The organism is Streptomyces sp. NPDC039462 (assembly GCF_055639375.1).
The window spans coordinates 253,472-278,424 of sequence record NZ_JBVKAO010000007.1; the positions used below are offsets into that span (position 1 = coordinate 253,472).

General features: G+C 68.7%; 11 protein-coding genes and 3 tRNA genes. 9 read left to right on the forward strand and 5 right to left on the reverse strand.

Annotated features, from left to right (window positions below):
- Nucleotides 1–127: 127 nt before the first annotated feature.
- The 3 genes from ACZ7LU_RS32065 (at nucleotide 128) to ACZ7LU_RS32075 (ending at nucleotide 4,766) form a co-directional block, all read left to right on the forward strand.
- Nucleotides 128–1,390 carry an NAD(P)/FAD-dependent oxidoreductase gene (locus tag ACZ7LU_RS32065; protein ID WP_471918722.1) on the forward strand — a complete coding sequence of 421 codons (1,263 nt, stop codon included), beginning with the start codon at nucleotides 128–130 and terminating at the stop codon, nucleotides 1,388–1,390.
- Between the two features lie 43 nt (nucleotides 1,391–1,433).
- Nucleotides 1,434–3,332 (forward strand): DNA primase, encoded by a 1,899-nt coding sequence (gene dnaG, locus ACZ7LU_RS32070; RefSeq protein WP_471918723.1) that lies wholly within the window; start codon nucleotides 1,434–1,436, stop codon nucleotides 3,330–3,332.
- 141 nt (nucleotides 3,333–3,473) lie between these two features.
- Nucleotides 3,474–4,766, forward strand: a complete 1,293-nt coding sequence (locus tag ACZ7LU_RS32075) for an RNA polymerase sigma factor (protein WP_398297469.1) — start codon at nucleotides 3,474–3,476, stop codon at nucleotides 4,764–4,766.
- Between the two features lie 40 nt (nucleotides 4,767–4,806).
- Here the strand turns inward: ACZ7LU_RS32075 and ACZ7LU_RS32080 are convergent, their stop codons facing one another.
- The 4 genes from ACZ7LU_RS32080 to ACZ7LU_RS32095 form a co-directional block, all read right to left on the reverse strand.
- Nucleotides 4,807–6,729 (reverse strand): ABC transporter ATP-binding protein, encoded by a 1,923-nt coding sequence (locus tag ACZ7LU_RS32080; RefSeq protein WP_468556525.1) that lies wholly within the window; start codon nucleotides 6,727–6,729, stop codon nucleotides 4,807–4,809.
- The gene (locus ACZ7LU_RS32085) at nucleotides 6,729–8,462 is read right to left on the reverse strand and encodes an ABC transporter ATP-binding protein (RefSeq protein ID WP_471918724.1); all 1,734 of its coding nucleotides are present in this window, start codon (nucleotides 8,460–8,462) and stop codon (nucleotides 6,729–6,731) included. Before ACZ7LU_RS32085 ends, ACZ7LU_RS32080 begins: the two co-directional genes overlap by 1 nt.
- Nucleotides 8,463–8,620: 158 nt before the next feature.
- Nucleotides 8,621–10,048, reverse strand: coding sequence for an FGGY-family carbohydrate kinase (locus tag ACZ7LU_RS32090; protein WP_398297463.1), 1,428 nt, complete (start codon nucleotides 10,046–10,048; stop codon nucleotides 8,621–8,623).
- Between the two features lie 93 nt (nucleotides 10,049–10,141).
- The gene (locus ACZ7LU_RS32095; protein WP_362996808.1) at nucleotides 10,142–10,456 is read right to left on the reverse strand and encodes a YtxH domain-containing protein; all 315 of its coding nucleotides are present in this window, start codon (nucleotides 10,454–10,456) and stop codon (nucleotides 10,142–10,144) included.
- Between the two features lie 185 nt (nucleotides 10,457–10,641).
- Between ACZ7LU_RS32095 and ACZ7LU_RS32100 the strand changes: the two genes are divergently transcribed.
- The 3 genes from ACZ7LU_RS32100 to ACZ7LU_RS32110 all read left to right on the forward strand — a co-directional run bounded on the left by ACZ7LU_RS32100 (nucleotide 10,642) and on the right by ACZ7LU_RS32110 (nucleotide 11,078).
- Nucleotides 10,642–10,714: transfer RNA gene (locus tag ACZ7LU_RS32100), tRNA-Asn, on the forward strand.
- Nucleotides 10,715–10,719: 5 nt separating this feature from the next.
- Nucleotides 10,720–10,792, forward strand: a tRNA-Asn gene (locus ACZ7LU_RS32105).
- A 209-nt stretch (nucleotides 10,793–11,001) separates the two neighbouring features.
- Nucleotides 11,002–11,078: transfer RNA gene (locus ACZ7LU_RS32110), tRNA-Ile, on the forward strand.
- Between the two features lie 91 nt (nucleotides 11,079–11,169).
- On the opposite strand, the gene ACZ7LU_RS32115 is transcribed toward ACZ7LU_RS32110, so the two are convergent.
- Nucleotides 11,170–12,237, reverse strand: coding sequence for a YihY/virulence factor BrkB family protein (locus ACZ7LU_RS32115; protein ID WP_468083193.1), 1,068 nt, complete (start codon nucleotides 12,235–12,237; stop codon nucleotides 11,170–11,172).
- A gap of 574 nt (nucleotides 12,238–12,811) precedes the next feature.
- On the opposite strand from ACZ7LU_RS32115, the gene ACZ7LU_RS32120 reads away from it, so the two are divergent.
- The 3 genes from ACZ7LU_RS32120 to ACZ7LU_RS32130 all read left to right on the forward strand — a co-directional run bounded on the left by ACZ7LU_RS32120 (nucleotide 12,812) and on the right by ACZ7LU_RS32130 (nucleotide 24,949).
- Nucleotides 12,812–14,203: an integrin alpha gene (locus tag ACZ7LU_RS32120; protein ID WP_471918725.1), complete on the forward strand. Its 1,392-nt coding sequence runs from the start codon at nucleotides 12,812–12,814 to the stop codon at nucleotides 14,201–14,203.
- 109 nt (nucleotides 14,204–14,312) lie between these two features.
- A complete protein-coding gene (locus ACZ7LU_RS32125) occupies nucleotides 14,313–17,942 on the forward strand; it encodes a LamG domain-containing protein (RefSeq protein ID WP_471918726.1) in 3,630 nt (1,209 codons plus the stop codon).
- Nucleotides 17,943–18,025: 83 nt separating this feature from the next.
- Nucleotides 18,026–24,949, forward strand: a complete 6,924-nt coding sequence (locus tag ACZ7LU_RS32130) for a polymorphic toxin-type HINT domain-containing protein (RefSeq protein WP_471918727.1) — start codon at nucleotides 18,026–18,028, stop codon at nucleotides 24,947–24,949.
- Nucleotides 24,950–24,953: the final 4 nt, after the last annotated feature.

Consider the following 24,953-nt stretch of genomic DNA (forward strand, 5'->3'; position numbering starts at 1 on the left):
CAGTCGAGGCCACGCCCCCTTCCCCCATCACGCTCCGTGCGGGACGCTCCCTGTTGCGGCAAGGCCGAAAGGCAACGCTGTGTTCTTCCGGGGGACACCCCCGGTACCCCGGGCAAGGAGGCATCAAGTGGTCGACGCGGATCAGACGTTCGTCATTGTCGGAGGAGGTCTGGCCGGCGCCAAGGCGGCCGAGACGCTCCGCTCCGAAGGGTTCACCGGCCGGGTGATCCTCATCGGCGACGAGCGGGACCACCCCTACGAGCGCCCGCCCCTGTCCAAGGGGTACCTCCTCGGCAAGGAGGAGCGCGACAGCGTCTTCGTGCACGAACCGGGGTGGTACGCCCAGGCGGACGTCGAACTGCACCTGGGCCAGACCGTCGTCGCCGTCGACCGCGAGGCGAAGGCCGTGCGCCTGGGCGACGGCACCGTCATCCGCTACGACAAACTGCTGCTCGTCACCGGCGCCGAGCCCCGCCGCCTCGACGTCCCCGGCACCGACCTCGCGGGCGTCCACCACCTGCGCCGCCTCGCGCACGCCGACCGGCTGCGGCACGTCCTCGCCGCCCTGGGCAGGGACAATGGCCACCTGGTGATCGCGGGCGCAGGCTGGATCGGCCTGGAGATCGCGGCGGCCGCCCGGGAGTACGGCGCGGAGGTCACCGTCGTCGAGCCCGAGCCGACGCCGCTGCACGCCGTCCTCGGCCCCGAGGTCGGCCAGATGTTCGCCGACCTGCACGCCGAGCACGGCGTCCGCTTCCACTTCGGGGCCCGCCTCACCGAGATCGTCGGCCAGGACGGCATGGTCCTGGCCGCCCGCACCGACGACGGCGAGGAGCACCCCGCACACGACGTGCTCGCCGCGATCGGCGCGGCCCCGCGCACGGCCCTCGCCGAGGCCGCGGGCCTCGACCTGGCCGATGCCGCCGCCGGCGGCGGCATCGCCGTCGACGCGGCACTGCGGACCTCCGACCCCGACATCCACGCCGCGGGCGACGTGGCCGCCGTCCGCCACGCGCTCTTCGGCACGAGCCTGCGCGTGGAGCACTGGGCCAACGCCCTCAACGGCGGCCCCGCCGCCGCCCGCGCCATGCTCGGCCAGGACGTCACGTACGACCGCGTGCCCTACTTCTTCTCCGACCAGTACGACGTGGGCCTGGAGTACTCCGGCTGGGCGCCCCCGGGCACGTACGACCAAGTGGTGGTCCGCGGCGACACCGGCAAGCGCGAGTTCATCGCCTTCTGGCTGCGCGAAGGACAGGTCCTCGCGGGGATGAACGTGAATGTGTGGGACGTCACGGAGACCGTGCAGGAGCTCATCCGGCGGGGCGCCCGCCCCGACCCCGACGCCCTCGCGGACCCGTCGACCCCCCTGGCGTCGCTCCTGACGTGACCGGCCGGGCGGGAGTGTCACAGGCGCGCCGTAGTATTCGTACGTGGCAGGCAGGATCAATGACGAGGACGTGAAGGCGGTTCGGGACGCGGTCCCGATCGACGCCGTGGTCTCCGACTACCTCCAGCTGCGCAACGCGGGGGGTGGAAACCTCAAGGGTCTGTGCCCCTTCCACGACGAGAAGTCACCGTCCTTCCAGGTCAGCCCGAGCAAGGGTCTCTTCCACTGCTTCGGCTGCCAGGAAGGCGGCGACACGATCGCCTTCGTGATGAAGATCGACCACCTCACGTTCTCCGAGACGGTCGAGCGCCTCGCCGCCCAGGCAGGCATCACGCTCCGCTACGAAGAGGGTGGCTACAACCCCTCGCACCAGCGAGGCGAGCGCATCCGCCTCGTCGAGGCCCACAAGATCGCCGCCCAGTTCTACGTGGAGCAGCTGGAGAGCGCCGAGGCCGAGATCGGCCGCAAGTTCCTCGCCGAGCGCGGCTTCGACCAGGCCGCGGCCGCGCACTTCGGCGTGGGCTACAGCCCCGCGGGCTGGGACCACCTCATCCGCTATCTGCGCGGCAAGGGCTTCAGCGACAAGGAGCTGACCCTCTCCGGCCTCTCCCAGGAGGGCCGCCGCGGCCCCATCGACCGCTTCCGCGGCCGCCTCATGTGGCCGATCCGCGACATCGGCGGCGAAGTGGTCGGCTTCGGCGCCCGCAAGCTCCGCGACGACGACAACGGCCCGAAGTACCTGAACACGCCCGAGACGCCGATCTACAAGAAGTCCCAGGTCCTGTACGGAATCGATCTCGCCAAAAAGGAGATCGCCAAGTCCAGCCGCGCCGTCGTCGTCGAGGGCTACACGGACGTGATGGCCTGCCACCTCGCGGGCATCACCACCGCCATCGCGACCTGCGGCACGGCTTTCGGCGGCGACCACATCAAGATCCTCCGCCGCCTCCTGATGGACAACGGCTCGGCCCGGGTGATCTTCACCTTCGACGGCGACGCGGCCGGCCAGAAGGCGGCCCTGCGCGCCTTCGAGGACGACCAGAAGTTCGCCGCCGAGACGTACATTGCGATCGCCCCCGACGGCATGGACCCCTGCGACCTGCGCCTCGCCAAGGGCGACGGCGCAGTCGCCGACCTGGTCGAACCGCGTACGCCTCTCTTCGAGTTCGCGCTCCGCCAGATCGTCTCGCGCTACGACCTGGAGACCCCCGCCGGCCGCGCCGCCGCCCTGGACGAGGCCGCCCCCGTGGTGGCCCGCATCAAGAACAGCGGCGCGCAGCACGAGGTCGCCGTGCAGCTCGCCGGCATGCTCGGCATCCTCGACACGCAGTTCGTCGTCAAGCGCGTCGCGCAGCTGGCCCGCTGGGCCCGCGACCGCGGCGGCCGGGGCCCGGCCCCCGCCCCGCAGCGCTCCTCCCCGGCGTACGAGGCCGCGCCCCAGGGCTTCAGCGGCCCCGCGCTCAACCTGCGCAGCCCCGCCCACCGCACCGAGCGCGAGCTGCTCAAACTGGCCCTGCAGTACCCGCACTTGGTCTCCCCGGCCTTCGACGCGTACGGCCTGGACGAGTTCACCGCCCCGCCCTACGCCGCGGTGCGCCGCGCCATCGAGGAGGCCGGCGGCGCCGAGCAGGGCGCGCAGGACCCGCAGGAGTACCTCGTCCGCGTCCGCGAAGCCGCGCCCGACGACGCGGTCCGCTCCATGGTCACCGAGCTCGCCGTCGAGGCGATCCTGCGCAAGACCGTCGACGAGATGTACGCGGGCATGCAGCTGGTCCAGGTCAGGCTGCGCGCCGTGGACCGCCGCATCCGGGACGTCCAGGGCAGCCTCGCCCGGCTGGGCGCGGGCGGTGACCCGCAGCATCTGGCGGCGGTCCAGAGCGAGTTGTGGGTCCTCCAGCAGTACGGCCAGGCGCTGCGCGAGCGGGGCGCGGAAGCGCTCTGAGGCGCCCCCGGCGGCCGCCGGGAGGTTCACCTGAGCGGCTGAGGGTTACCCGTCGGGTAACCACGCGGTCACGGACCGGACTCAAAAAGTCACCGCACGCCCCTCGTGGCGGCCGTGTGTCGTGCCCCACACTGGGTTCCGGTGCCTGAGTCCTCGGAGCGCGGCCGACCCGCAGACAGCGGGTCCGACACCCCCGCGGTTCCACACATCGTGTCCGGGACGGACAGCGGCGAGGCCGTCGTCCCTCTCCCGTTGCCGCACGCCTCAGCAGCGATCACCCTGGAGGTCGCCCCCGTGCAGACCCAGACCCTCACCCAGACCGACACCGCCGCCCGCGCGGATGCGGATGCGAACGTCCTGGAGTCGGTCCCGCCGCAGAGCCGAGCCACCCGGCACCCGGAGGTGCAGGGCGAACCCGAAGCGGCGGAGCCCCAGGCGGCACAGGAAGCCCCGGAGGTCCCCGAGGCCCTGGAGCCCGAGACCCTCGACCTCCCCACGCCCCGCAGCCGCGCCGACACCGGCGGCCCCTCGTCCGACCTGTTCCGCCAGTACCTGCGCGAGATCGGGCGGATCCCGCTGCTCACCGCGGCGGAGGAGGTGGAGCTGGCCCGCGCCGTCGAGGCCGGCCTCTTCGCCGAGGAGAAGCTGAGCAACACCCCCGACCTGGACTCCCAACTCGCCCTGGACCTCGACAAGCTGGTGGTCGTGGGCCGGATGGCGAAGCGTCGCCTCATCGAGGCCAACCTCCGCCTGGTCGTCTCCGTCGCCAAGCGGTACGTGGGCCGCGGCCTCACCATGCTCGACCTCGTCCAGGAGGGGAACCTCGGCCTGATCAGGGCGGTCGAGAAGTTCGACTACGCCCGGGGCTACAAGTTCTCGACGTACGCGACCTGGTGGATCCGCCAGGCCATGTCCCGCGCCCTCGCGGACCAGGCCCGCACCATCCGCGTGCCGGTGCACGTCGTGGAGCTCATCAACCGTGTCGTACGCGTCCAGCGCCGCATGCTCCAGGAGCGGGGTTACGAGCCCACGCCCGAAGAGGTCGCCGCCCACCTGGACCTGCCGCACGAGCGCGTCAGCGAGGTCCTGCGCCTGGCCCAGGAGCCCGTGTCGCTGCACGCCCCGGTCGGCGAGGAGGACGACGTCGCGCTCGGTGACCTCATCGAGGACGGCGACGCCACGAGCCCCGTGGAGTCGGCGGCGTTCCTGCTCCTGCGCGAGCACCTGGAAGCGGTGCTTTCCACGCTCGGCGAGCGGGAGCGGAAGGTGGTCCAGCTGCGCTACGGCCTCGCGGACGGCAGGCCCCGCACCCTGGAGGAGATCGGCCGGATCTTCGGCGTGACCCGCGAACGCATCCGCCAGATCGAGTCCAAGACCCTCAACAAGCTGCGGGACCACGCCTTCGCGGACCAGCTCAGGGGCTACCTCGACTGAGGCAGCCCCCCCGCAGGCCCACGCAGGCCCCGCGCGGCCCCTAGTCGACCTCGGCCACGGCCTGCGCGAACTGAGCCGCGTACAGCCGCGCGTACGCCCCGTCCGCGGCCAGCAGGGCATCGTGCGTTCCCTGCTCCACGATCGACCCGTTCTCCATGACCAGGATCGTGTCGGCGTCCCGGATGGTGGAGAGCCGGTGGGCGATGACGAAGCTCGTGCGCCCGTGCGCGAGGCGGGCCATCGCCTTCTGGATCAGCACCTCGGTGCGGGTGTCGACGGAGCTCGTCGCCTCGTCGAGCACCAGGATCACCGGGTCGGAGAGGAACGCCCGCGCGATGGTGATGAGCTGCTTCTCGCCCGCGCTCACGCCCGTGCCCTCGTCGTCGATCACCGTGTCGTACCCGTCGGGGAGCGTCCGCACGAAACGGTCCGCGTGGGCGGCGCGCGCCGCCTCCTCGATCTCCTCGCGCGTGACGTCCTTCGCCGCGCCGTACGCGATGTTCTCCGCGATGGTGCCGCCGAACAGCCAGGTGTCCTGGAGCACCATGCCGATGGCGGACCGCAGTTCGTCGCGCGACATGTGCGCGATGTCGACGCCGTCGAGCGTGATGCGCCCGCCCGTCACTTCGTAGAACCGCATCAGCAGGTTGACCAGCGTCGTCTTGCCCGCGCCGGTCGGTCCGACGATGGCGACCGTGTGGCCGGGGTCGACGACCAGGGAGAGGTCCTCGATGAGCGGCTTGTCCTCGTCGTAGCGGAAGGACACGTGGTCCATCTCGACGCGCCCGCGCAGCTTCGCGGGCCGCTCGCCGGGCACCGGGTCGGCCTCCTGCTCCGGCGCGTCGAGGATGTCGAAGACCCGCTCGGCGGACGCCACGCCCGACTGCACCAGGTTCGCCATCGAGGCGACCTGCGTGAGCGGCATCGAGAACTGCCGCGAGTACTGGATGAAGGCCTGCACGTCACCGATCGACAGCGACCCGGAGGCCACTCGGAGACCGCCCACCACGGCGACCAGCACGTAGTTCAGGTTCGAGATGAAGTACATCAGCGGCTGCATGACACCGCTGTTGAACTGCGCCTTGAACCCGGCCTCGTACAGCTGCTCGTTCTGCTCGGCGAACGCCTTCGCCGACTCCTCCTGCCGCCCGAAGACCTTCACCAGGGCGTGGCCGGTGTACATCTCCTCGACGTGGGCGTTGAGCGCGCCGGTGGTCTTCCACTGCTGTACGAACTGCGGCTGCGACCGCTTGCCGACCTTCGTCGCCACGTAGAACGACAGCGGCACCGTGACCAGCGCCACCAGCGCGAGCAGCGGCGACACCCAGAACATCATGACCAGGACGCCGATGATGGTCAGCAGCGAGTTGATGAGCTGGCCCATCGTCTGCTGCAGCGTCTGGTTGATGTTGTCGAGGTCGTTCGTGGCGCGGCTCAGCACCTCGCCGCGCTGCCGCTTGTCGAAGTACGCCAGCGGGAGCCGCGACAGCTTCGCCTGTACGTCGCCGCGCAGCCGGAAGACGGTCCGGTTGATGGCGCGGTTCGAGAGCCGCGTCGCCACGGCCATCAGCAGGCCCGCCACGAGGAACGTGCCGAGGGCGAGCAGCAGGACCTCGCCCACCGCGCCGAAGTCGATGCCCTTGCCGGGGGTGAAGTCGACGCCGGAGAGCATGTCGGCCATGCCGCCCTCGCCCTTGGCGCGCAGGCCGTCGAGGGCCTGTTCCTTCGTGGTTCCCTCGGGCATGTCACGGCCGACGATGCCCGCGAAGAGCAGGTCGGTCGCGCGGCCGAGGATCTTCGGGCCGAGCACGGAGAGCGCGACGCTCAGGACGCCGGCCAGGAGCATCCCGTACATCGTGGCGCGCTCGGGCCTGAACTGCGCGAGCAGCCGCTTGCCCGAGCCCTTGAAGTCCATGGACCGGGAGTCCGGCCCCATCATCGGTCCACCGATGCCAGGGGGCATTACGCGGCCTCCGCTTCCGTCAGCTGGGAGAGCACGATCTCCCGGTAGGTCTCATTGGTCTCCATCAGCTCGTGATGGCGGCCCGTGCCCACGACCCGGCCCTCGTCGAGGACCACGATGCGGTCGGCGTCCCGGATGGTGGACACGCGCTGGGCGACGATGACGACGGTCGCCCCGGCGGTCTCCCGGCCGAGCGCGGACCGCAGCGCCGCGTCGGTGGCGTAGTCGAGCGCGGAGAACGAGTCGTCGAAGAGGTAGATCTCCGGGCGCTGCACGAGGGTCCGCGCGATGGACAGGCGCTGGCGCTGGCCACCGGAGACGTTCGTGCCGCCCTGGGCGATCGGCGCGTCGAGCCCTTCCTCCAGGCCCTCGACGAACTCCTTGGCCTGCGCGACCTCCAGGGCGTGCCAGAGCTCCTCGTCGGTGGCGTGCGGGTTGCCGTAGCGCAGGTTGGTCGCCACGGTGCCGGCGAACAGGTAGGGCTTCTGCGGGACGAGGCTCACCGTCTTCGCGAGCAGGACGGGATCGATGGTGCTCACGTCCACGCCGCCGACCAGCACCTCGCCCTCGGTCGCGTCGATGAGCCGCGGCACGAGGCCGAGCAGTGTCGACTTGCCGCTGCCGGTCGACCCGATGACGGCGGTCGTCTCGCCGGGGCGGGCCACCAGGTGGATCGACTTGAGGACGGGCTCCTCCGCGCCGGGGTAGCGGAAGCCGGCGTCCCGGATCTCCAGGTGGCCGTGGCTGCGCAGCTCGTGCACCGGGGCGGCCGGGGGCACCACGCTGCTGTCGGTGTCCAGGACCTCCTCGATGCGCTCGGCGCAGACCTCCGCGCGCGGCACCATCATGAACATGAAGGTGGCCATCATCACGGACATCACGATCTGCATCAGATAGGTGAGGAACGCGGTGAGCGCGCCGATCTGCATGCCGCCGCTGTCGATGCGGTGCGCGCCGAACCACACCACCGCGATCGAGGAGATGTTCACGACGGTCATGACGATCGGGAACATCAGCGCGAGCAGCCTGCCGGTGCCGAGCGACACGTCGGTCAGATCGGCGTTGGCCTTCCGGAAGCGCTCCTTCTCGTACGTGTCCCTGACGAAGGCGCGGATGACGCGGTTGCCGGTGATCTGCTCGCGGAGGACCCGGTTCACGGTGTCGAGCCGCTCCTGCATGGTGCGGAACAGGGGCCGCAGCCGCCGCACGATCAGGCTGACGCTGATGCCGAGGACGGGCACGACGGCGACCAGGACCGCGGAGAGCGGCACGTCCTGGCCGAGCGCCATGACGATGCCGCCGACGCACATGATGGGCGCCGACACCATCAGCGTGAACGACATCAGGACCAGCATCTGCACCTGCTGGACGTCGTTGGTGGTCCGCGTGATCAGCGTCGGAGCGCCGAACCGGCCCACTTCGCGCGCGGAGAAGGACTGCACCCGGTCGAAGACGGCGGCCCGCACGTCACGGCCCAGGGCGGCGGCGGTCCGCGCGCCGTAGAAGACGGCACCGACGTTGCAGACCATCTGCACGACCGTGACGGCGATCATGATGCCGCCGAAGGCCAGGATGTAGCCCGTGTCTCCCTGGACGACACCGTTGTCGATGATGTCGGCGTTCAGGCTGGGCAGGTAGAGGGCTGCGCAGGTCTGCAGGAACTGCAGCAGCACCAGCAAGACGATGGGTTTGTGGTACGGACGCAGGTACGTCCGGAGGAGTCGTATGAGCACGCTCGGTCTCTCGAGGAGTCGGGTGACGGCAAGTTGGGGCGAGGTGGCTCCCATACTCCGGCACCCGACCCGGGGCCGTGCAACCAATTAACCCATGACCGGGTCAAATTTCAGTCCCGGTCAAGAACTGGGCTCACTCAAGGATCAGAAGCGGCACATCAGTAGGCAAAAGCGCCGGGATGCGTCTGCTCCCGCACCGTCGCGTGCTGCTGCCGCACCGCCTGCCCCACCGCGAGCTCCTCACCGGGCTCGAAGATCTGCGCCGCGGCCCCCTGCCAGTGCGGCAGTTGACCGGTCAGCGCCCACGCGGCCTGCCGCGCCGCGCCGATCGCGGCGTAGTCCGCGGGCTGCGGCACCACGACCTGCGTACCGAACAGCATCGGCGCCGCGGCCTGCACGGCGGGCAGTTCCGCGGCGGCACCGAGCAGGAACACCCGCCGGACCTCCACCCCGCGCGCCCGCAGGACGTCGAGCGCGTCCCCGAGCCCGCACAGCATGCCCTCGAAGGCCGCCCGCGCCAGGTGCTCCGGCTTCATCGACTCGCGCCGAAGGCCGGTCAGCGTCCCCGCCGCGTGCGGCAGGTTCGGCGTCTTCTCGCCCTCCAGATACGGCAGGAGCACCAGGCCGTGCGCGCCCGGCGTCGACTTCATGGCGAGCGCGGAGAGCTCCTCCAGGTCGACGAGGCCGAGCATCTCGGCGGTGCCCCGCAGCACCCGCACGGCGTTCGACGTGTGGACGACCGGCAGGTGCATCCCGGTGGCGTCCGCGAGCGAGGTGATGATGCCGCGGGCGTCCGACAGTGCCTCGTGGTGCACGGCCATCACCGACCCGGAAGCGCCGAGCGACACCACGGCGTCGCCCTGCCGCACCCCGAGTCCGAAGGCCGCCGCCATCGTCTCGCCCGTGCCCGCGGAGATCAGCAGCCCCTCGGGCGTCGTCCCCGCGGCCTCGGCGGGCCCGATCACCTCGGGGAGCATCGCCTGGTGCCCAAGGGCCAGTTCGACGAGGTCGGGGCGGTAGGAGCCGGTCGCGGCCGACCAGTAGCCGGTGCCCGACGCGCCGCCCCGGTCGGTCGTGCGCCGGGCCGGCCTGCCGAGGAGCTGCCACACCAGCCAGTCGGGGGCCTGCAACAGCCCCGCCACGTGCCGCGCCGCCTCCGGCTCGGTCTTCACCAGCCAGCGCAGCTTCGTCACGGGGTGCGCGGACTGCGGCACGCACCCGACGGCCTGCGCCCAGGCCTCGCGGCTGCCGAGCCGGTCGATGAGGTCGACGGCGGCCACCTGCGCCCGCCGGTCGTTGCCGACGAGCGCGGGCCGCACGGTGTTGCCGTGCTGGTCGAGCGGTACGAGAGCGTTCTGCTGGGCGGACACGCCAATGGCCTGCACGCCTTCGAGGAGCCCGCCGCCCGCGGCTTCGCCGAGGGAGAGCAGCCAGGCCTGTGGATCGACATCGGAGGGCCTGCCGCCCTCGGCGCTCTCCAGCGGATGAGGGGCGTACCCCTGCTTGAGCACGGCGCCCGTGTCCGTGTCACAGACCACGATGCGCGTGAAATCGGGCGAACTGTCCAACCCTGCGACTATCCCCATGCCTGGAATTCTGCCGCACCGCGGGACGTGTCCCGTACCTCTGTTCGCTCTCCGTGATCCGTGACCCGGCGGGAACCGTGCTCTCGCGCCGTCCTACGTGTTGCTCGTGCCCCAGTCGTCCTCGGTGCCGCCGCCCGGTCCGCGCTCGCGCAGGGACCGGACCCGGTCGGCGACCGACTCGGGCATCTTGTCCCCGACCTTCTCGGAGACCGTGTGGAAGGCCTTGCCCGCCACCTCGCGCCCCTGCTGGGTCGCGGACTCCACGGTGTTGCGCACCGCCGGGTTCTGCGAGATCTCGCGGGCGGACTTCCGCAACTGCTCATAACGCTCGCGTCCGGCCCGGGTCCCGAGCACGTACCCGAGGGCCAGTCCCGCCACGAATGTGAGCCGGTACCGCATGGCTGCCACCCTTCCCTTGCGTCGGCTTCGCACGTCTGTCACTCGTATCTGTCACGCGTCTGTCGCTCGCCTGCTGATCGCCCGAGGGATACCGATTGGCGGAGCACCCCCCTGCTTGCGCTAATGTATGTGTCGCAGCGAGCGCGCGCCGCCCGGAGAGTTCCCAGCTAGGTGCGTTCGATGCAACGAGACGATCCCCTGTAGCTCAATTGGCAGAGCAGCCGGCTGTTAACCGGCAGGTTACTGGTTCGAGTCCAGTCGGGGGAGCTCGGTCTCCTGTAGCTCAATTGGCAGAGCAGCCGGCTGTTAACCGGCAGGTTACTGGTTCGAGTCCAGTCGGGAGAGCTGTGCAGAAGGACCCCTGAGATGTTTGTCGGGGGTCCTTCTTCGTACGGGTTTCGCACTGGTTCCGCACGGGTTCCGCGCCTCGTGGAACCACGCGGGCAGCCCTGCGGTCCTCATGGTCGAGCGATGCCGACCATCCGAAGCAGGAGATCGTATGAGCGGCTATGCTGCGGCAGACGGCGCGCACAAATGTGCGCGACGCGCCGTTAGGGGCGGTAGCTCAGCCGGTTAGAGCAGCGGACTCATAATCCGTCGGCCGTGGGTTCGAGTCCCACCCGCCCCACCATGTGTTGCCCATGCAGGAACGTTTTAAGCAGGGGCGACGCAAGGCCCCCGCTGACGGCGGGGGCCTTTTTCGTGCCGTCACACGTCCGGCATCAGACGTCCGAAGAGGTCGCCGGGCGGCCCTTGCGGCGGCGCGGCCACTTCCGGGTGTCGCGGGGCTCCACGTAGGGCTCCTCCTCCGGGGGCATGCCGCCGGAGATCGCCCGCTGGCGGGCCAGCTCCGCGTCGAATTCGAGGCCGAGCAGGATGGCCAGGTTCGAGAGCCAGAGCCAGATCAGGAAGACGACGACACCGGCGAGGGTTCCGTACGTCTTGTTGTACGAGGCGAAATTCGCGACGTACAAGGCGAAGCCGCCGGAGGCGAGCAGCCAGAGCAGGACCGCGAGGGCGCTGCCGGGGCTCAGCCAGCGGAAGCCGGGGCCGCGGACGTTCGGGGCGCGCCAGAAGAGCAGGCCGATCATCACGATCACGAGGACCAGCAGGACCGGCCACTTGGCGATGGACCAGACGGTCAGCGCCGCGTCGCCCACGCCGATCGCGTCACCGGCCCGCTCGGCCAGCGGTCCCGTGAAGACCACGATCACCGCGCTGACGGCGAGCAGGATCATGAGGACCACGGTCAGGGCGATGCGGAGCGGGGTCAGCTTCCACACCGGGCGGCCCTCGGGAAGGTCGTAGACGGCATTGGAGGTGCGGATGAACGCCGCCACGTAGCCGGAGGCCGACCAGACCGCGAGCACCAGGCTCACGATCGCCATCACGCCGCTGGTGCCGCCGCTGTCCCCGAGCTGCCGCACCGCGTCGCCGAGCAGATCGCGCACCGGCCCGGGGGCCAGCTGCTGCAGATTGTCGAGGACCGTGTGGGTCGCCGACTCACCGATCACACCCAGGATCGAGACGAGGACCAGCAGCGCCGGAAAGAGGGAGAGGACGCCGTAGTACGTCAGGGCCGCGGCCCGGTCGGCCAGATCGTCGTCCATGAACTCCTTGCCGGTACGCCGCAGGACCGACCACCAGGAGCGCGCGGGCAGCTCGGTGGGCTCGTCCGGGGCGGCCCGCTCGACCTCAGGGCCCGGGCCGGTACCGAGGGTGGGCTCGGTCCTGTCGTGGGCCGGCTCGTTCTCGCCGTGCACGTGTTTGTCCCTGCCGAAGAGTGCCATGCGGAGGCGAGTTGACCGGTTCGGGCGGCGTATGCCTGCTGGGGGGTGGGTGTGCTGGGGCTTGGAGGTTCCTCCAGGGTGGAGCGGGGTGTGCCCGTGAACGTTGCGTAGTGGAGGTTTCGGCCAACCACCGTATTGCGGGCAATCGGCCTGCCGAACCGAGGGGGCCCCTCCGCTTTGCGGTCCGAGAAGCTTCCGGTAGCCGTGGAAGGTGGGTGACAGGCGTCACTCCTGCGTCATGGCCGACAGCGTGTTTGCGTTCGGTGCGCCAGCACACACGGGCTCCGGGATGCTACGGAATGCGTCATCCGGACTCGTCGCCGCGCAGGAGGCATATTGACGGCGAAAGTCCGGTCCTGTTGCCTCGGCGCACTTGTGAGGATCCTGTGACTCTGGGGTGGGGACTGTGGGGTTGGGGTGGGGTGCGCCCGCGTGTACACGGGCGATCGGCGTGGGGATGGGAGCGGTGCTCGTCGCCGCTGCCGGGACGTTCACACTGGGGACGTCGCCAGCAGTAGCAGACTCGTGCTCGGCGGGCACGGAGATGGATTTCAACGGCGACGGTGTGCGTGACATGGCGATCGCCGACCCGCAGGCCTCCGTGGAGGGACGGACGGGCGCGGGCCTGGTGCGCGTGGTGCTGGGCGGGGACAAGGGGACGTTCGAGATCTCCCAGGCCCTGAGCCAGATGAGCGCCAACCCGGAGGCCGGGGATCAGTTCGGCTATTCGATCGCCGTGTACGACGCTGACTCCGACGGGTGCTCGGACCTGGTGGCCGGCGCCCCGTACGAGGACGTCACGACGACCGACGGTGCGGCGCAGCAGGACGCCGGGTCGGTCTATGTCATCCATGGCACACCGTCGGGCATCGGCCCGGGGTCTGTCGTGGACAGCTACACGCAGGCAGGGCTGGACGGGTCGACGACGACAGAGGCGGGCGATCTGTTCGGGTTCTCGCTGGCGGCCACCAAGGTGACCGGCGACAAGCCCACTCTGGCGATCGGAGTGCCGGGTGAGGCGATCGGGTCACTGAAGGACGCCGGGTGCATCCACTACGTACAAGGCGCCAAGAAGGCGACGGTCAACCAGGACGATCCCGGCATCCCCGGGGTTGCGGAAGCGCACGACCGATTCGGCTACTCCCTCGCAGCACGCTTCAGGTACCTCGTCGTGGGTGCGCCGGGTGAAACCATCGGCTCGGAATCCTTCGCCGGCAACGTCACGGTCTTCAGCCACACCATGACGGATGGGCGCCCGACGTCCCTGGGAGCCGTCGACGAGAACCAGCCCGAACTGACGTCGGGGACGGCGGAGCAGGACGACCGGTTCGGCACTTCGTTGGCGGTTGTCTCCTACCGCCCGCAGGGGGCTTCCTCTGAGACTGACGCGCTGGTGGCCATCGGTACGCCGAACGAGGACGTGGGCAACGTCGCCGATGCGGGTGCGGTGACCGTGGTGCACGTCAAACCCACCGGTGCGGTCAAGGAGGTCAATCTCATCGACCGCCTGTCACCCGAGGTGGAGGGCGACCCCGTGGTGGGTGACTTCTTCGGACAGCGGGTCGTGATCTCCAACACCGAGCCCGACGAGGTCGGTATGGCCGCGAACATGCGGCTGGCTGTGAGTGTGCCCAACCAGGAGGTCGGGCCTGCGGAGAACGCCGGTGCGGTGCAGGTGTTGCCCGGCCTCGGGGCACCGGGCAGGGGCGATGTGCTGCTCACCAGAGGAGCGGGGCTGCCGGATACCGCGGAAGCACGTGACTTCGCGGGCCTCGGCCTGTGGGGGACAGGCACGCGGCTGTACGTGGGTGTGCCGTACAGCAAGGCGACAGGGGCGCAGAAGGGCGTCGTGTACTCGCTGCCCTGGTCGGCGGCCGAGGACGGTACGGGGACGGTGACCACGATCAAACCCGGGGCCGACGGCATCCCGGACGAGGGCAGGACATTCGGTTCGGCCATCCGCTGAGTGCTGAGCAGTACAGCGGTGTAGCGGCACGGCGGAGACGACAGGGGCGGGGAGCATGAAGAGCCGAGCACACAGACGCAGACGGTGGGGTGCCGGATACCGGGTGAGGATGGCGGTCAGTGCTGTGGCCGCTGCTCTGGCCGTCGGAGCCGCCGGGATCTCCCCCGCTGCGGCGTCGGACGCAGCGTCGGTCGTCTCGGCGGAAGACGACGGCCGGAAGAGGAAGCAGCTGTCGCCGAAGTCCGCGGTGTCCGAGACGGCGGCAGCCGAAGCAGCGGCGGCGGCCGGCAAACGGGTCGAAGTCGCCACACTGCGCGACGAGCGCAGCCAGACTTTCGCGAACCCGGACGGAACCTTCACCGTCAAGGAGTTTGCGCAGCCGGTGCGCACACGGCGGGACGGCAGGTGGGTCGACATCGACACCACGCTGGTGAAGCAGCCGGGCGGACGGCTGGCACCACGGGCGGCGAGCGCGGCGATGAGCATCTCCGGTGGTGGGGACAAGGTCTTCGCCACGCTGGTACGCGACGGCAAGAGGATGTCCATCGCCTGGCCCGGCACGCTGCCGAAGCCTGTCGTGGAGCAGGACGCAGCTACGTACGAGTCGGTCCTGCCGGGTGTCGACCTGGTGGTGCGGGCTCAGGCCGACGGCTTCTCGCACGTACTCGTCGTCAAGTCGGCCGAAGCTGCGGCCAACCCGAAGCTCACGTCGATCGCCCTGCCGGTGCGCACCGCGGGCGTATCGGTGGAAGAGGACGACGGCGGTGGCCTGACCGTCAAGGACGAGGCGTCGGGCGGAACGGTGTTCGAGGCGCCGCAGCCAGTCATGTGGGACGCGGGCGGAGAGCCGCCCGGTGGCAAGGAGCATCCGGTACAGGCCGGCCCCGGGCCCCCCGAGGGCGCGAAGATCGCTGATGTCGGCCTCTCCTTGCGACGAGGAGCGATGGTCCTCGAGCCGGACACCGGGTTGCTGCGCGGTGAGCACACGCGCTACCCGGTCTTCATCGACCCGGTCACCAAAACGGCTGCCCGGGCCGGCTGGACCTGGGTCTCCTCCGCGAATCCTGGCTTGGAAGGCTGGAAGTTCCCCAATTCGGACGACGGAGTGGAGTCCGGCAAAGGCGTGGGGCGCTGCCCGGCCGACTATTCGGTGCGTTGTACCGGCTCCAATGACGTGCAGCGGCAGTACTACGCGCTGCCCACGGCGAGCTTCGAGGGCAAGACCATCCTCAAGGCCGAGTTCGCCATCACGCTGGTGCACACGTACAACAGCGAGGCGCGCTCCGTACAGCTGCACCGCATGAACAGCTCGGGTGGCAGCGCGATCAGTTCCCGTACGAACTGGTCCAACAAGCCTTCCAGCAAAGACCACATCGCCTCCGAGTCACCCACCAACCCCACCGGCTCCTGCACGGCGACGAACCAAAATGTCAGGTTCAACGTCCTGGGCACATTGAAGAAGTCGGCCTCCAGCGGTTGGGACACCACCACCTTCGGTCTGCAGGCGGCCTCCGAGGACTCGTACGGGTCATGGAAGCGGTTCTGCAACAACGCCGCTCTCGAAGTGACGTACAACCGCGCGCCGTACCAGCCGAAAATCAGCGAGCTGGACATGGACCCCGGGGGAAAGTGCACGGTGGGACAGGCCACCAAGCACTACACCAAGAAGCTGCCGGTGCTGTCAGCGAAGATCTGGGACCCCGACCACGGCGACACGGGTGCGAGCAGCGAGCGGCTGAAGGCCCAGTTCGAGGTCTTCTGGACCGGGGCCGACGGCAGGGAAGTCAGTCACACCGTCACCACCGGCCCGTTGGCGAGCGGAACGGTCAAAGGCCGTGACAGTGGCATGGCCGAGTTCGAGTACACCGTCGGCACCGACATAGAGGGTGACGGAACGGGGAAGTTCACCCCGCCGCAGAACACGGTCATCGGCTGGTGGGTACGTGGCGGTGACGGCACGGCTTGGGGGCCTTGGAGCCACGAAGGGTCCGGGCACCGCTGTGAGTTCATCTACGACAAGACGAAGCCGGAAGCGCCCACCGTCACTTCTTCGGAGTACCCGAACGACGGCCGTTGGCACTCCGGCGTCGGCGACTACGGCACCTTCTCCCTCCACTCGCCGGGAACCGATGTGGCCCGGTACCGCTACGAGTTCGCGGGGGAGGGCGAGAAGACCGTGGTGCCCGACGAGCCAGGGAGGCCCGCCGTCGTGAGGTGGATGCCGACCTCGGCCAGAACGACGACTTTGTACGTCGAGGCAGTGGACACCGCAGGCAACAGCCAGCAGATCACCAGGTCCTACCGGTTCCGGGTGGACCTGGGGCGTGCGCCGAAGTCCTCGTGGGCATTGGCGGACCCGCTCGGATCCCCCACGGCGGCCGGCGGCGACGGTGCACCGGACGCGCAGGCCGGTGCCGGAGTGACGTTCGGCGCCAAGGGGCCGCACGGCTCCGTGCTCACCGCCGCACGACTGGACGGCACCTCCGATGCGTATCTGAACACGGGCAAGCATGTGGTGGACACGGACAAAACGTTCTCGGTGGGGGCCTGGGTGATGCTGCCCCAACTGCCGACGAAGTCCATGAGCGTGGTCAGTCAGGACGGCTCGGCACAGTCCGGGTTCTCTCTCGGCTACGACGCCGCGTCGCAGAAGTGGTCGTTCCAGGCTCCGGACAGCGAGATCGACTCGATGGTGTCGTGGCAGGTGCTCGGGCCGAAACCGGTGCCTGGTGAATGGACCCACCTGGTGGGCGTCTACGACCGGGACGAGGGCGGCCCGCCGGGCAAGATGCGCATGTACATCAACGGCCGCCTGGTCTCCGGCGACATCCAGGAACGCAGCACGACATGGAACGCCACCGGTGCGCTGCAGATCGGCCGGGCGCTGGAACCGGCCGGATACACAGCCAATCTGAAGGGCTCGGTCGCCGGCGTCCAGGTCCTGGACCGAGTACTGACGCCGGACGAGACCAAGAGCATGGGGGGCCTGCCGCCTCTGCAACTCGCTTACTGGGGCATGGAGGAGGACGAGGAGGGGAACGGCCGGGTGCCCGAGAACTCCGGAGGCACAGGCCTGGCCCTGCATGGTGGAGCCACCGTCTTCCGACCGGACGAGTCGTGCGATCCGCTCGACCCCGAGTGCGTGCCGGAGACACCTCTGGCGGGCGACGGCCACCTGGCGCTGGCGGGCAGCAACGGTTACGCGTCCCGGTCGGCGGGGCTGCTGAAGTCGAAGGCCAGTTTCACCGTCACCGCACGGGCCCGTCTGTCCTCGGTGAACGGCGAGAAGGACCAGACGGTGCTCTCCTTGCCAGGCAGTACGAAAGCGGCTGCGCTGCTGCGCTTCGACGCCGGCAAGGACCGCTGGCAGCTCGCCCTGACCGGCAAGGACACGGCCGATGCCACCGTCGTCGAGTCGCAGGCCCAGGGCTTCCTGCCCAGCACTACGGGCGACGGAGATCACCTGGCTCTGTCGTACAACGCCCTCTTCGGTGAAGTGCGCCTGTACGTGAACGGCCAGTGGACCGGCGAAGCAGTGAAGTGGTCCGGCAGCGAATGGGACCTGTCCAAGGCCGGCTTCCAAGTGGGGCGCTCGGGCACGGGTTCCAGTGGCAGCGAGTTCTTCTCCGGTGCCGTCGACGAGGTCCGGGTCTTCGAAGGCGCACTGGACGAGCCCCTCGTCGGGGCCGTCTCACTGCTCGAGCCCGGGCTGGACATGGGCGGCGGGACGGTGCCGTAGACCCCGGGCGTGCGGTCCGACCGGGCCGTACGCCGTTCCCCCGCTCCCTGCTCTCTCACGTCGCGAACACGCGGAGATACCCCATGCCTTCATCGCCCTGGTTCCGTTCGTCCCTGCACCGCAAGGGTCGCGCCCTGCGTCTGCAGATCACCGGTGCCCTCGGTATCGCGCTCACGGTCGGCCTGCTGCCCCAGTACGTGCCGGAAGCGCGCGCCGAGGACGCGGGCAAGGGGCGCACACTGCAACAGGACGTGGGCGAACCGGTGCCGGGCACGAAGCTGAAGGCGAAGCGGCACGGTCCCAATCCAGCGGCCAAGGCCAAGGTCACCGCCCCGGCCGAGGTGACCTGGCCGGCCCCCGGCAGCGTCCAGGTCTCGCTGAGCGGCACAAAACGGGTCAAGGCGGGCGGCCTGCCCGTCGAACTGGGGCCACCCCGGGAACGGAGCCGGTCCAGACCGACCGCAGATGCGGTACGCGTCAAGGTTTTCGATCGCCGGCAGACCAAGGCGGCGGGTGTCGACGGAGCCTTGCTCACCGTTGCTCCGGAGGGCAAGAGCCTCCGCGCGGCAACCGCCCGGCTCACTCTGGACTATGCGGGTTTCGCGGATGCCTACGGTGCGAATTACGGCCACCGGCTGCGCCTGGTGCAGTATCCGCACTGTGTGCTGACCACTCCGGACAAGGCCCGTTGTAGGGTCGGCAAACCGCTCACCTCGGCGAACGACACAGCTGAGCAGAGACTGAGCGCGGATGTGCCCGTGGCCGCGTCCGCGCGGCAGGGCGCGGCAGCTTCTGCCGAAGCCACCGTACTGGCGGCCGAGGCCGGTACTTCGGGAGACCAGGGCAGCTACGGGGCGACACCACTGTCCCCTGCGGCGGAGTGGAGCGTCTCGAACTCCTCGGGTGGCTTCAACTGGTCCTACCCGATGAGGGTGCCGCCGGCACCCGGCGGCCTGGCCCCCTCGGTCTCCCTCGGCTACAACTCCCAGTCCGTGGACGGACAGACCGCGGCCACCAACAACCAGGGCTCCTGGGTGGGAACGGGCTTCGGCTACGAACCGGGATACATCGAACGTCGCTACAAAGCGTGCGCGGACGACGGGCACGACAAGACCAACGGCGATCAGTGCTGGGCGTACGACAATGCCACCGTCCAGCTGGCCGGCGGCCCCTCGGGGCAGCTGATCCTCGACGGCAAGAACCCGGACGGCACTGACAGATGGCGTCTGAGCAACGACGACAACTCAAAGGTGGAGAAGCTCGGCGGAGCGGACAACGGAGACGACAACGGCGAGCACTGGCGGCTGACCACCACCGACGGAACCCAGTACTACTTCGGCCTGGACAACCTGCCCGGATACACGTCCGGCAAGGAGCAGACCGGCTCCGCATGGACCGTGCCTGTGTACGGCGATGACGCCGACGAGCCCTGCCACAAGGCGACGCTCGCCGACTCTCATTGCAAGCAAGCCTGGCGTTGGAACCTGGACTACGTCGTCGACCCGCACGGCAACGCCATGTCGTACTACTACGGCAAGGAGACCAACTACTACACGCAGGGCCTGAAGACCGGCGAGAACGGCAAGCCGTACACGCGGGGCGGCTACCTCAAGCGCATCGACTACGGCCAGCGGGACGAGAAGGTCTACGACAGCCCCGCGCCGGCCCGCGTGGTCTTCGACACCGACGAGCGTTGCCTCGCCGCAGCCGCCGACTGCGAGCCCGGTGATCTCACCGACTCGACGGCGACCCGCTGGCCCGATGTGCCGTGGGACCTCAACTGCAAGGCGAGCACCAAGTGCAAGGGGCAGAACTCCCCGACGTTCTGGACCCGTAAGAAGCTGTCCAAAGTCACCACACAGATCCGCTACGGCAGCGGATACGCGGACACCGAATCCTGGGCGCTGCGCCACCAGTTCAACGACAACGGCGACAGTTCGAAGTCTCTCTGGCTCGACACCATCAAGCAGACCGGCCACGCGGGATCCGGTACGGCGACCACACCGGCCATCACTCTGGTCGGCGAGCAGCGGCCCAACCGGGTCGACAAAGAGGGCGACCACATCCAGGCGATGAACCGGTTCCGTCTGACGCGCGTCGACAACGACAGCGGTGGGGAACTGCACGTCAACTACCGCAAGGCGGAGTGCAGTGCCGGTGACCTGCCACCGGCCGACGCACCCACGAAGGCCTGCTACCCCGTCAAGTGGAATCCCCCCGGCGCCGTCGACCCGATCACGGACTGGTTCCACAAGCACCTGGTGGAGCAGGTCGTGGAGAAGGACATGACCGGCGGCGCGCCGCAAATGGTCAGTTCTTACGAATACTTGGGCGGTGCCGGCTGGAAGAAGACCAAGGCCGACGGCATCACCGACGACAAGTACCGCACCCACAGCGACTGGCGCGGCTACGGCAAGGTGCGGGTGACGAAGTCCGCCGGCACCCATGACGCCTCCAACCAACGTACCGAGCACGTATTCCTGCGGGGAATGGGCGGCGACGTCACTGACTCGGAGGGCACCAAGCACTCCGACGCCGACGAATTGTCCGGTCAGGAACTGGAGACGATCACCTATAACGGTGGTTACAGCAGCGACAAGATCGTATCCAAGAACATCAGCACGACGTGGCAGCGCACCACCGCGACCCGCAAACAGAGTTGGGGGACCAGCAACGCCTTCTACGTGCGTCCAGCCACGACAGCTTCCTACACAGCGCTGGAAAACGGCGGCTGGCGGGTCATCAAATCGACCACGCGGTACGACGACGCGACCGGGCGTCCTGTTCAGACTGATGACTACGGCAAGGACGGTGACAGCAGCGACAACCAATGCATCCGCACCGAGTACGCGGACAATGCGAGCCAGAACATGTTCGCGCTGGTGTCGCGGGTGGAGAAGGTCGCCGTTTCCTGCTCGGCCGCACCGGACCGCAAGACCCAGGTCATCTCCGACGATCTGACGTTCTACGACGGCAAGGCGCTCGGGGCCGCACCCACCAAGGGCGACACGACCAAGGTGCAGCGCTTGGCCAAGCACGACGGGACCAAGCCCACCTACGAGACCGTCACCTCCTCGGCGACCGCCGACTTCGACAGCTTCGGCCGTCCGCTCAAGGTCACCGACGCGGCAGGTGAGGCGACGTCGATCGCCTATACCGAGACCGACGGACTGACCACCAAGAAGGTGGAGACCAACCCCCTGGGCTGGACCACGGCTACGGAGTACCTCCGGTCCTGGGGCGTCGCAGCCGCGCAGACGGACATGAACGGCAAACGCACCGACCTCGCCTACGACGCCCTTGGCCGCCTCACCTCCGTATGGCTGCCCGACCGTGACAAGGCGACCAAGACGCCGTCGATCAAGTACACCTACCTGATCCGCGAGGACAACGCGAACGCCGTCAAGACCGAGAAGATCGAGAACGACGGCACCTCGTACGGTGTCGAGTACGCGTTGTACGACGGTCTTCTGCGGCCGCGCCAGCAGCAGGCAGAAGGGCCGAACGGCGGCACCCTCGTAGCCGAAACCTTCTACGACGGCTTGGGCAACGTCGTCGAGGCGAATGCCGACTACTACACCACGTCCGCGCCGACCGACACGTTCTTCAAGCCCAAAGAGGAAGTCGACGGGCACACCCTGACCCGGTACGACGGGGCAGGGCGCAAGACCGCCGAGATCTTCAAGGTGCAGGACGTCGAGAAGTGGCGTACGACCTTCACCTACGACGGCGACCGCGTGCACACCGACCCGCCCGCCGGCACCGCACCCACAACGGTGATCACCGACGGCCGCGGACAGACGACGGAGATCCGCCGGTACAAGGGCGAGAAGCCGCTGCCGACAGGGACGGCCGAGGACTACGAGTCGACCCGCTATTCCTACACGCCCGCCGGGCAGGTCAAGACCGTCGAGGACGCGGCAGGGAACAACTGGTCCTACAGCTACGACCAACGTGGACGGAAGTCGACCTTCAGCGACCCGGACGTGGGCACGACCCGCTACACGTACGACGGGCTGGACCGGCTGACGAGCACGACCGATGCCCGCGGCAAGAAGCTGTCCACGAAGTACGACGTGCTGGGACGACCCGTCTCCACATGGGACGGTGAGCCCGACACCGGCACGAAGCTGACCCTCAACAGCTACGACAAGAAGGCAAAGGGCCAGCTGTACGGCAGCTACCGCTACGAGAACGGGGCAGTCACCACCGCCTCACTGATCACCCAGCTGGACGACATGTACCAGCCGGAACAGACCCAGGTGATCGTCGGCGACGCGGCCGACGAGGAACTGCGCGGCACGTACACCTTCAACACCGCGTACAACAACGACGGCACCGTCAGGGGGCAGACCCTTCCCGCTGCCGGCGGCCTGCCGAGTGAGACGCTGACCTACACGTACGACGGCCTGCAGCGTCCCACTTCATTGACAACACTGCTGGGCGGCCAGTCGGACGGCAGCTACGTCAAGAAGGCGCACTACGCCTCGACTTCCCAGCTCCTGGGCCTGGATCTCGGGCAGATCGGCACCGACGGAAAGCTGCCCCGTCTCTTCTACGAATACGAGAAGGGAACTGACCGTCTCATCGGAGCAGGTGCCGACATCGTCGGCGTCGACGCCTTCGTGGCGGACGCGAACTATTCGTACGACGACTCCGGCAACGTCACGTCCATAGCCGACACGCCCCAGGGCGGCGAGAGCGATGTCCAGTGCTTCACCTATGACTGGCAGCAGCGTCTCAAGGAGGCCTGGGCCACCTCCAACACCCCGGACGGCAAGGCCGGTTCCGGCCGCCAGGACGCGGCGTGCTCGGGAGGTGCCACCACCGGCACCGTCGGCGGCGCGGCCCCGTACTGGCAGTCCTTCGACTACGACACGGCGGGCAACCGCACGTCGCAGGTGCGGCACGGTGTGGCCGGTGCTCCGGATGTCACCCGCACCTACACCTACGGGAAGGACGCGGCGGGCAACGGCGGCCCGCACACCCTGACCAAGGTCGTCGAGAAGACTCCGGCGTCCGGGAGCGATCCCGCCGTCACCCGCCAGGACACCTACACCTACGACGAGTCGGGCAACACCCGGCAACGCGTCCACAACGGCACGACGCAGGACCTGAAGTGGAGCGCCGAAGGCAAGCTGCAGGCAGCGGGCTCGGACACGACGTACGACTACGACGCCGCCGGGTCGCGGCTGCTCCGCAAGGAGAAGGACCAGCACACGCTCTACCTGCCCGGCATGGAGCTCAACCTCAACACCGCCAGCCGCGGCGTCGAGGCCACCCGCTACTACACCTTCGGCGCCCAGACGGTGGCGATGCGTACGGCCAAGGGCGTGCAGTTCCTGGCCGGTGACCATCAGGGCACCATGTCGGCGGCCATCGACGCGAACACGGGTGGGGTGACCCGGCGTCGCATGGACCCGTTCGGCAACGAACGCGGCAAGGCCACCGACCCGTGGGTCGACGACAAGGGGTTCCTCGGCAAGTCCGTGGACTCGTCCACCGGCCTGACGCATGTCGGCGCGCGAGAGTACGAACCGGAGAACGGGCGGTTCATCACCGCCGACCCCATCATCGACTTCAACGACCCTCAACAGATCAACGGTTACGCGTACGCGTCCAACAACCCGGTGACCAAGAGTGACCCGTCGGGCCTCAAGGATGACGGCTGCCTGCTGGTCGGCGTCCAGTGCTCGGCGGGTCGTGACGGCGGCTGGGACATCAAGGTCACCAAGACCTACTACACCTACTACCAGGTCCACGCGACGCCGGCGCAGAAGAGGGCGACTGCTGCTCGCTCGGAGGCCAGCGCCCGCGAGACCCGCATGAAGCGGGCGGCCAAGGAGCTCGCCGGGATCCTGGCGGACGAACTCGGCATCACCGACGCCCTCGACTGCTTCACCACCGGCAGTCTGGGTTCTTGCGGTGCCACGATCGCGAATGTCGCGACGAGCCTGGTCGGCGGAGTCGCCGCCAAACTCGCCAAGAAGTACGGCATGCCTTGGAACTGGAAGAAGGGAATCGCCCTCGCCAAGAAGGTCGGCGGCCTGGTGAAGGGCCTGTTCAAAGACTTCAAAGCCTGGATGAAGCTGGACAAGAGGGCGGACAGGCTGGAGGAGGCGGCCGAGAAGGGCGGCAGCTGCACCAAGAACAGCTTCACTCCGAAAACAAAGGTGTTGATGGGCGACGGCTCCACAAAGGCGATCGCGGATATCGACATCGGTGACAAGGTCCTGGCCACCGACCCCAGGACCGGCAAGACCGTCGTCAAGACGGTGACCGCCGAGATCAAGGGCAAGGGCGTCAAGCGCCTTGTTGAGATCACCGTCAAGACGGACGGCAAGAAGGGGACGAAGGACCGGTTCGCCTCGGTCACCGCGACCGATGGACACCCGTTCTGGGTTCCGCAGTTGGGCGAGTGGGTGAACGCCACGGACCTGTCCGCGGGCGAGTGGCTGCGCACGAGCGCCGGCACGCAGGTGCAGGTCACCGCGGTGAAGCGGTGGACCACGCAGCGGGCTGAGGTTCGCAACCTCACTGTGGCGGATGCGCATACGTACTATGTGCTGGCGGGGGCCGCGCCGGTACTCGTTCACAATTGTGGTGGCGGCGCTCTCGACCTTGACAATCTGCAGGACCGAGCCGACACGCTGCACGCCCAGATCCCGGCGGGGATGGCGAACGACAGGGCGACCACTGGGGTCATGCACGCAGTGGGCGGCGGACCGGAGTCTCTCGACGTCGTTGCCGTTGGAGCCCGGAAGAATATCTCCCAGATTCAACGTGCCCAGCTCCTCCCGCACGAGCTTGGCGTATCTCGCACCGGTGTGGACGCATCGGGTAACTTCCCGCATGCAGAGGTCAAGCTCTGGGAGACAGCAGTCCATCTTGACCTAACGCCGACTGGCCTGGCAGTCAATCGACCGTTCTGTCCAACGTGCCAGGGTTTCTTGCAAAGCAAGGGCGCGTCTCTGGTCAGCGACACACAGGCGATTTGGACTCCGTGAGGTG

Coding starts and splice junctions, on each gene's coding strand:
- ACZ7LU_RS32080 (WP_468556525.1), bottom strand. CDS start 6,729: ATGCCCCCTGGCATCGGTGGACCGATGATGGGGCCGGACTCCCGGTCC.
- ACZ7LU_RS32090 (WP_398297463.1), bottom strand. CDS start 10,048: ATGGGGATAGTCGCAGGGTTGGACAGTTCGCCCGATTTCACGCGCATC.
- ACZ7LU_RS32115 (WP_468083193.1), bottom strand. CDS start 12,237: ATGGCACTCTTCGGCAGGGACAAACACGTGCACGGCGAGAACGAGCCG.
- ACZ7LU_RS32120 (WP_471918725.1), top strand. CDS start 12,812: ATGGCGATCGCCGACCCGCAGGCCTCCGTGGAGGGACGGACGGGCGCG.
- ACZ7LU_RS32125 (WP_471918726.1), top strand. CDS start 14,313: ATGGCGGTCAGTGCTGTGGCCGCTGCTCTGGCCGTCGGAGCCGCCGGG.
- ACZ7LU_RS32130 (WP_471918727.1), top strand. CDS start 18,026: ATGCCTTCATCGCCCTGGTTCCGTTCGTCCCTGCACCGCAAGGGTCGC.